At 52.1% G+C, this 1,736-nt stretch carries 1 rRNA gene; it reads right to left on the bottom strand.

The annotated features are described in order from the left end of the window. Positions 1-18: 18 nt before the first annotated feature. Positions 19-1,559: ribosomal RNA gene (locus A6U95_RS25315) — 16S ribosomal RNA — on the bottom strand. Between the last annotated feature and the right edge of the window lie 177 nt (positions 1,560-1,736).

Here is a 1,736-nt window from a genome sequence, read left to right as displayed (position 1 = left end):
CAACTGCATATCTTTAGGTAAGGAGGTGATCCAACCGCAGGTTCCCCTACGGTTACCTTGTTACGACTTCACCCCAGTCATGAATCACAAAGTGGTAAGCGCCCTCCCGAAGGTTAAGCTACCTACTTCTTTTGCAACCCACTCCCATGGTGTGACGGGCGGTGTGTACAAGGCCCGGGAACGTATTCACCGTAGCATTCTGATCTACGATTACTAGCGATTCCGACTTCACGGAGTCGAGTTGCAGACTCCGATCCGGACTACGACATACTTTATGAGGTCCGCTTGCTCTCGCGAGTTCGCTTCTCTTTGTATATGCCATTGTAGCACGTGTGTAGCCCTACTCGTAAGGGCCATGATGACTTGACGTCATCCCCACCTTCCTCCGGTTTATCACCGGCAGTCTCCTTTGAGTTCCCACCATTACGTGCTGGCAACAAAGGATAAGGGTTGCGCTCGTTGCGGGACTTAACCCAACATTTCACAACACGAGCTGACGACAGCCATGCAGCACCTGTCTCACAGTTCCCGAAGGCACCAATCCATCTCTGGAAAGTTCTGTGGATGTCAAGAGTAGGTAAGGTTCTTCGCGTTGCATCGAATTAAACCACATGCTCCACCGCTTGTGCGGGCCCCCGTCAATTCATTTGAGTTTTAACCTTGCGGCCGTACTCCCCAGGCGGTCGACTTAACGCGTTAGCTCCGGAAGCCACGCCTCAAGGGCACAACCTCCAAGTCGACATCGTTTACAGCGTGGACTACCAGGGTATCTAATCCTGTTTGCTCCCCACGCTTTCGCACCTGAGCGTCAGTCTTTGTCCAGGGGGCCGCCTTCGCCACCGGTATTCCTCCAGATCTCTACGCATTTCACCGCTACACCTGGAATTCTACCCCCCTCTACAAGACTCTAGCTTGCCAGTTTCAAATGCAGTTCCCAAGTTAAGCTCGGGGATTTCACATCTGACTTAACAAACCGCCTGCGTGCGCTTTACGCCCAGTAATTCCGATTAACGCTTGCACCCTCCGTATTACCGCGGCTGCTGGCACGGAGTTAGCCGGTGCTTCTTCTGCGAGTAACGTCAATGAACAGTGCTATTAACACTGAACCCTTCCTCCTCGCTGAAAGTGCTTTACAACCCGAAGGCCTTCTTCACACACGCGGCATGGCTGCATCAGGCTTGCGCCCATTGTGCAATATTCCCCACTGCTGCCTCCCGTAGGAGTCTGGACCGTGTCTCAGTTCCAGTGTGGCTGGTCATCCTCTCAGACCAGCTAGGGATCGTCGCCTAGGTGAGCCATTACCTCACCTACTAGCTAATCCCATCTGGGCACATCCGATGGTGTGAGGCCCGAAGGTCCCCCACTTTGGTCCGAAGACGTTATGCGGTATTAGCTACCGTTTCCAGTAGTTATCCCCCTCCATCGGGCAGTTTCCCAGACATTACTCACCCGTCCGCCGCTCGTCACCCAGGAGCAAGCTCCTTGTGCTACCGCTCGACTTGCATGTGTTAGGCCTGCCGCCAGCGTTCAATCTGAGCCATGATCAAACTCTTCAATTAAAAGCTTGATTTGCTGCAACTCGTGCAGCGATGCTCGAAAATTAACTTTCGTAATAATTCATTCGCATGAATTACTGCTTGGTCACTCTTCAAGACTTGATATTTTTTTGCTACCGAAGTAGCTGGATATCGTCTTGTGAGTGCCCACACAGATTGTCTGATAAATTGTTAAAGAGC

Source organism: Serratia sp. 14-2641 (assembly GCF_001692375.1).
Classification (GTDB): domain Bacteria; phylum Pseudomonadota; class Gammaproteobacteria; order Enterobacterales; family Enterobacteriaceae; genus Chania; species Chania fonticola_C.
Note: the sequence above shows the minus strand (reverse complement) of the source record. Positions and strands in the feature narration are given on the sequence as shown.